Origin of the sequence: Phenylobacterium sp., from assembly GCF_037968635.1 — a bacterium.
Lineage (GTDB): Bacteria > Pseudomonadota > Alphaproteobacteria > Caulobacterales > Caulobacteraceae > Phenylobacterium.
The window spans coordinates 1-6,846 of sequence record NZ_JBBKVV010000030.1 but is presented as its reverse complement, the minus strand read 5'-3'; the positions used below and the strand labels follow the sequence as shown (position 1 = coordinate 6,846).

Below are 6,846 nucleotides of genomic sequence, written 5' to 3'. Positions count from 1 at the left end.
CTGGGCCTGATGCCCCACCCCGACCGCGCCTTCGAGGCCGAGCTGGGCTCCGCCGACGGCGCGATCCTGTTCCAGAGCGCGCTCGCCAGCGCCTAGCCGTTCGGACCCAATTGCGCGATCAGCTAGGCTGAGTCCTTCTCCCCTTGCGGGAGAAGGTGGCCGGTCAGCGACCGGTCGGATGAGGGGTCACACTCCGCTCTCCGCTGATCCTGCGACGCCCCAACCCGAGAGGCATATCAACCCCTCATCCGACCCTGCTCCGCAGGGCCACCTTCTCCCGCAAGGGGAGAAGGATTCTCAGGATGCACCCCCAATTCCGTACGCGCTCTAACGGGCGAACAACGGCAGGCTATCCACGGACGTCGCCCCTTCGATCTCCAATAGCTTCAGCTTCGTCACCCCGCCGCCCGGGGCGGAGAAGCCGCCCAGCTTGCCGTCGGCGCCTTGGACGCGGTGGCAGGGCATGATGATCGGGAACGGGTTCTTGCCCATGGCCTCGCCGACCGCCCTGCTGGCGGTGGGATCGCCCAGGCGTCTGGCGACCTCGCCATAGGTCAGGGTCTGGCCCGGCGGGATGGCGCGGCCGATGGCGTAGACCGCCCGCTGGAAGTCGCTCACCGAACTCATGTCCAGGATGATGTCGCCAAGGTCGTCCTTGGCGCCGGTGAGCAGACCCTGGATGCGGGTGATGGCGGCGGCGATCTCCGGCGTCGGCTCACGGGCCTCGATGCCGGGAAAGCGCTGCTCAAAGCGGGCCTGGGCCTTCTCGTCGGAGGCGTCTGGCAGCCGGACGGCGACAATGCCCGCCGGGCCCCAAGCCAGACCGCAGCGCCCGATGGCGGTGTCGAAGAGGGTGAAGGCGAGCTCTGACATGACCCCAGTCTACCAGACCTGGAGAGTCGTGCTGGCGGGAAACGGACCTTGGCGGCCGGCTTGACTTGGGGCGGCAGGGGCGTAGCCTCGGCTCAAATTACAAGCGTAGTCCCATGAATATCACCGAGGCCGAAAGTCAGATCATGCAGGCGCTGTGGCGGAGGACGCCGCTGACCGCCGACGAGATCGTGACCGATGTCCGCGCCCGCCAGCCCTGGGCCGAGGCGACGGTGAAGACCCTGATCAACCGCCTGCTGAAGAAGAAGGCCATTCGGTCCGAGCGGGTCGACGGCCGCCACCAGTACGTCGCCCTCGTGGATCACGCCAACTATGTGCAGGACGAGAGCCAGGGGCTGCTGGACCGGCTGTTCGAGGGCCAGCTCGCGCCGCTGGTGGCTCACTTCGCCCAGAACCGGAAGCTGAAGCCTGACGAGATCGCGCGCCTCAAGAAGCTGATCGCGGAGCTGGACGACGATGGCTGACCTGATCGCCGACCTGCTGCGCGCCAACCTGGCCGCCAGCCTGGCCATCCTCCTGGTGTTGGCCCTTCGCCTGCCGGCGCGGCGGGTGTTCGGGGCGCAGATCGCCTATCGCTTGTGGCTGATCGTGCCGCTGGCCTTCGCCGCCAGCCTGATCCCGGCCGCCGAGGCGCCGACCGGGACGCCCGGGCCGGCCCTGCCATTGACGCTGACCCCACCAGGCGCGGTGTCGTTCGCGACGGAGGTCTGGGTCGCCGGCGCCGTCGCCATCCTGGCCCTGATGGTCTTCGGCCAGTGGCGGTTCCTGCAGCGGGCCAAGGCCGGAGAGGCCGGTCCCGCCGTGGTCGGCGTGATCGCGCCCCGCATCGTCACGCCGGCCGACCACGAGACCCGCTTCACGGCCGAAGAGCGCGCCCTGGTCCGCGCCCATGAGCGGGCCCACATCGACCGCGGCGACCCGAAGACCAACGCCTGGGTCGCCGTCTTCCAAGCGGTGAACTGGTTCAATCCCCTGGTCCATGTGGCCGCCTACCACCTGCGGCTGGACCAGGAGCTGGCCTGCGACGCCACGGTGATGGCGCGGCGACCCGGCGACCGCAGGCTCTATGCCCAGACGATGCTGAAGACCCAGCTGGCCGCCACGCCCCTGCCCTTCGGCTGCTACTGGCCCGCGCCCTCGCGCCATCCGCTGGAGGCCCGGGTCGCCATGCTGAAACAGGCGCGACCGTCGCCGACCCGTGCGCTCGCGGGCTTCTGGATCGTCATGGCGCTGTCGGTCGCGGCCGGCGTCGGCGCCTGGGCCGCCCAGCCGCCCTCGCCACCTCACGTCCGCTGGCTCGACATGCCCAACCAGGTGGCCAAGCGCCATGCCCCCGCGACCGTGGTGGTGATCTCCATGACGTCGGAGCAGGTCAAGGCGCTGACCCGGGCGGCGCGGTAAAAACCGCTCATCCCGGCGAAGGCCGGGACCCAGATACACCTGCCGCTTTCAGAATTGCGGGCTCAGATCGTGATCTACGACCTGGGTCCCGGCCTTCGCCGGGAAGAGCGGGAGTGGGGTTAGGCCCTCACTCCGAAATCGTCGTCACCTTCACCCCCTTGTCCGCCGCGATCTCGGCGGCGGAGAACGGGAGGCGGACCCAGCCCTTTTTCGCATGCAGCAGGGTCTGGTCGGCATAGTGCGGCGAGGCGGGATCGGTGGACTGGTCGTAGGTGAGGATCGCGTCGGCCACCGGGCCCTTGGCGTCGAAGGTCACCACCTGGATGTAGCTGGAACCGTGGAAGGGCACGAGGCCCGAACCGACCCAGGCCGACTGCTGGGCGTTGAGCACGCCGTCGCCGCCTTCGCCGCCATGCACCGGGATCTTCTGGTCGCCGCGCACCGCGTACTGGACCTCGCCCCAGGGGGCGTCGAGGGCGACACCCTTGACGGCCAGCAGTTCGACGGCGTCGGCCAAGGCGGTCTTCAGCGCCGGCGAAGCGGTGTCGTTCAGGTCGCGCGGGGTGTGGACTGGATCGGTGGCATCGAAGGCCGTGGCCCAGAGGCCGGGGATACGCTGGGCCTTGCGCCAGAACTCCACAAACAGATGGGCGCCCCGGCTGTCGACATTCATCCGCCGGTCCCACTGCGCCAGCACCGTGCAGGCCCCGACGAGGCTGACGTCCTTGCCCGCCGTGCTGGTCCCGCTGGGAGCGGCGGCGCACATCTTCAGCAGGTCGGGGATGGCGAGATCAGCGGCCAGGTTGCGGTTGGCGTAGAGCATGGCCTGGACGGACGCCGGGTCGATGCTCTTGCCCGGCAGGCCGTCGGTCCCGGCCAGGCGAGCCTCGATGGTCATCAGGCCTGATCGGGTGCGCAGGTTCTGGGCGACGGCGGCGGGGCCAACGATCGGCGGGAAGGCGGCCATCGGCGCGCGGCCATTGGCCAGCCAATAGCTGTCATTGCTGTTGGCCACATAGTCGGTTCGCACCACAGAGGGCATCGCTTCGCCCGGCATCAGTCCCGGTGACGCCGTCCCGGCCGCCACCTGCCAGTTGCAGGCCGAGCGCGCGCCATCCAGCACATAGATCCGCGCCGTGGCGGCCAGCGCCCCCAGGCCCGAGGGCGGGGCGCAGGTCTTGGCGAAGTCGGCGGTGACGTTGGGGGTGGAGGTGATGTCGGCATAGAGGACGTTCCCCTCGCGATCACTGGCGATGGTGTTCACCCAAGGAATGCCCAGGGTCTTGGTGATCCCGGCCTTGATCTCCTCCACCGACCTGGCGCGGGCGATTCCCAGCCAGCTGTCGCCGGAGCGGACATTGTTCTTGTTGGCGTCGCGCAGGGCGTAGGCGGACTTGGCGGTCCAGGCCACGCCCACCTGGGGCATGACCACCATCGGCCCGTAGATCGAAGTGTAGGTCATCCGCGTCTGCGGCGGGCCGTCCTTGACCTCCACGGTCACCGCCTTGGCAGCCATCGTCAGACGCTTGCCGTCGAGGTAGTAGGCCGTGGCGTCGGCGGGATCGAGGCTGAGCTCGAAGAGTGTGAAGTGGCGGTCGGTGGAGACCGTGTGGGTCCAGGCCACATCCTTGTTGAAGCCGATGGACATGCCCGGCGCGCCGCCGATGGTCACCCCCATGACGTCCAGCCTGCCGGGGATGGTCAGGTGGACTTCGTAGAAGCGGTTGGTGGTTTCCCAGGGGAAGTGGGGGTTGCCCAGCAGGACGCCGGACCTGTTGGCGGTCACGTCACGGCCGAAGGCCCAGCCGTTGCTGCCCAGGCCGAATTGCTCGGGCTCGAGGGGCAGGCCCGGGGCGTCCAGCGCGGCCTGAGCCTTCAGGGTCGGCGGCGCGGCGGCGTTGACCTGGCGCAGCCACGCCCCGCCGCTGGCCTGGATCATCCGCTCTTCGTTGAGGCGCAGCATGTCATCGAGGGTGAGAGGCCGCAGCCAGGCGCCGTCACGGCAGGCGACGGGCAGAGCCGCCTTGGGGGTGTCGCGCAGGAAGCGGTTGTAGCCGGCCACATAGCCCAGAACCATGTCGCGATAGTCCGCCGACAGCTTGTCGAAATTGGTCTTCAGCGCCGCGACATCGAGGTTGGCGCGGAAGAAGAAGTCGCTCTCCAGGTTCTTGGTCTCGGCGAAGGCGACGGTGTTGACGCCGTCGGGGCCGAAATACTTTGACCTCTCGCCGTTCACGGTGACGACCTTGTCGGCCAGCAGGCAGAGATTGTCCTGGGCGAAGGCGTAGGCCTGGCCATAGCCGATCCCGCCATAGTCGGCGGCGCTGACATGGGGGATGCCATAGGCGGTGCGCGAGATCTGGGCCTTGTAGCGTGGCGCGGCCTGAGCGCCTCCAGCCAGAATCAAACCGATCACCACCGCGCCCAACAGCGCCGAAAGCCTAGCCGACATCACGCGTCCCTCCCGGGCGCGTTCGCCGCGCCACATTACCGGCGATCACATGACGGCCTTCCCCGCGCGGCAGTCAACGGTGGCGCGACCAGCCCGGAAGCTTGTTCCGCCCCCTCGCAACCGCGCCCGAGTCCGGCTAGAACGCGCGCCATGAGCGCCCAGCCTGCAAAGACCCTGGCCGAGACGGCCGTCGAATACGGCCTGAAGCCCGAGGAATTCGACCTCATCATCCGACGCCTGAACCGCGAGCCGACCGCGGTCGAGCTGGGGGTGTTCTCGGTGATGTGGAGCGAGCACTGCTCCTACAAGTCCAGCAAGATTCACCTCTCCAAGTTTCCCACCAAGGGACCCCGGGTGATCTGCGGTCCCGGCGAGAACGCCGGCGTGGTGGACATCGGTGACGGCCAGGCCTGCATCTTCAAGATGGAGAGCCACAACCACCCGTCCTATATCGAGCCCTATCAGGGGGCGGCGACGGGCGTCGGCGGCATCATGCGCGACGTCTTCACCATGGGTGCGCGGCCCATCGCCCTCTTGAACGCCCTGCGGTTCGGCGATCCCAGCCATCCTAAGACCAAGCGCCTGGTGGCCGGCGTGGTCAGCGGCATCGGCGGCTATGGCAACTGCGTGGGCGTCCCCACCGTGGCCGGGGAGACCAATTTCCACAAGGGCTATGACGGCAACATCCTGGTCAACGCCATGTGCGTGGGCCTGGCCGACGCCGACAAGATCTTCTACTCGGCCGCCCCGGCCGCCGGCCTGCCGGTGGTCTATTTCGGCTCCAAGACCGGCCGCGACGGCATCCACGGCGCCACCATGGCCAGCCAGGAATTCGACGACGCGTCGGACGAAAAGCGCCCCACGGTCCAGGTCGGCGACCCCTTCGCCGAGAAGCTGCTGATCGAAGCGACCCTGGAGCTGATGGCTTCGGGCGCCGTGGCCGCCATCCAGGACATGGGCGCGGCGGGCCTGACCTCCTCCTCGGTGGAGATGGCCGGCAAGGGCGGGGTCGGCATCGAGCTCAACCTCGACATGGTTCCCCAGCGCGAAGAGGGCATGAGCGCCTATGAGCTGATGCTGTCGGAGAGCCAGGAGCGCATGCTGGCGGTCCTGAAGCCCGGCCGCGAGAACGACGGCCACGCGATCTTCGAGAAATGGGGCCTGGACGCCGCCGTCATCGGCTGGACCACCGACACCGGCCACATGGTGCTCAAGCACAAGGGCGAGACCGTCTGCGACGTGCCGCTCGCGCCGCTGTTCGACGACGCCCCGCTCTATGACCGGCCCTGGACGGCCCCAGCCGCCCAGCCGCGCCTGACGCCTTCCGAGGTGCCCGAGCCCGACCACTACGGCCAGGCGATCCTCAAGCTGATGAGCGCGCCCGACATGGCCTCCAAGCGCTGGCTCTGGGAGCAGTACGACCGCCACGTCATGGCCGACACCCTGGAGGACTCAGCCACCGGCGCCGACGCCGGGATCGTGCGGGTTCACGGGACGAAGAAGGCCCTGGCCATGACCTCCGACGTCACCCCGCGCTACGTCCAGAACGACCCCTTCGAAGGCGGCAAGCAGGCCGTGGCCGAGGCCTGGCGCAACCTGACCTGCGTGGGCGCCGACCCCGTCGCCATCACCGACAACCTGAACTTCGGAAACCCCGAGCGGCCCGAGATCATGGGCCAGATCGTCCGCGCCATCGACGGCATGGCCGAGGCCTGCCGGGTGCTGGACTTCCCGGTCGTGAGCGGGAACGTGTCGCTCTACAACGAGACCAACGGCGCGGCCATTCCGCCGACCCCGACCGTGGGCGGCGTTGGCATCCTGGCCGACTCCAGCAAGCGGGCCGACTTCTCCAGCATGAGGGCCGGCGACACCCTGGTGCTGCTGGGCGAGACCCGCGGCGAGCTGGGCGCCAGCATGTACCTGCGCGAGATCCTGGGCCGCGAAGACGGCGCGCCGCCGCCCGTGGACCTGGCCATGGAACGCCAGATCGGCGACTTCGTGCGCGCGCAGATCGTGGCCGGCCGCGTGACGGTGGTCCACGACCTCTCCGATGGCGGCCTGGCCGCCGCGGCCGCCGAGATGGCCCTGGCCTCCGACGTCGG

General features: G+C 69.0%; 5 protein-coding genes and 1 pseudogene. 4 read left to right on the top strand and 2 right to left on the bottom strand.

What is annotated here, in order from left to right:
• Positions 1–96: pseudogene (locus AAC997_RS03120) on the top strand (phosphoribosylformylglycinamidine synthase subunit PurQ); the annotation flags it as partial.
• Between the two features lie 231 nt (positions 97–327).
• Here the strand turns inward: AAC997_RS03120 and AAC997_RS03115 are convergent.
• Positions 328–873, bottom strand: coding sequence for a methylated-DNA--[protein]-cysteine S-methyltransferase (locus tag AAC997_RS03115; protein WP_340644241.1), 546 nt, complete (start codon positions 871–873; stop codon positions 328–330).
• A 113-nt stretch (positions 874–986) separates the two neighbouring features.
• Between AAC997_RS03115 and AAC997_RS03110 the strand changes: the two genes are divergently transcribed.
• Both AAC997_RS03110 and AAC997_RS03105 read left to right on the top strand, forming a co-directional pair.
• Positions 987–1,355, top strand: a complete 369-nt coding sequence (locus tag AAC997_RS03110) for a BlaI/MecI/CopY family transcriptional regulator (RefSeq protein ID WP_340644240.1) — start codon at positions 987–989, stop codon at positions 1,353–1,355.
• A complete protein-coding gene (locus AAC997_RS03105; protein ID WP_340644239.1) occupies positions 1,348–2,292 on the top strand; it encodes a M56 family metallopeptidase in 945 nt (314 codons plus the stop codon). Before AAC997_RS03110 ends, AAC997_RS03105 begins: the two co-directional genes overlap by 8 nt.
• Positions 2,293–2,419: 127 nt before the next feature.
• Here the strand turns inward: AAC997_RS03105 and AAC997_RS03100 are convergent, their stop codons facing one another.
• Positions 2,420–4,744 carry a penicillin acylase family protein gene (locus AAC997_RS03100; protein WP_340644238.1) on the bottom strand — a complete coding sequence of 775 codons (2,325 nt, stop codon included), beginning with the start codon at positions 4,742–4,744 and terminating at the stop codon, positions 2,420–2,422.
• A 150-nt stretch (positions 4,745–4,894) separates the two neighbouring features.
• Between AAC997_RS03100 and purL the strand changes: the two genes are divergently transcribed.
• Positions 4,895–6,846 (top strand): phosphoribosylformylglycinamidine synthase subunit PurL (purL, locus tag AAC997_RS03095; protein ID WP_340644237.1); only part of this gene is annotated, 1,952 nt, incomplete at its 3' end.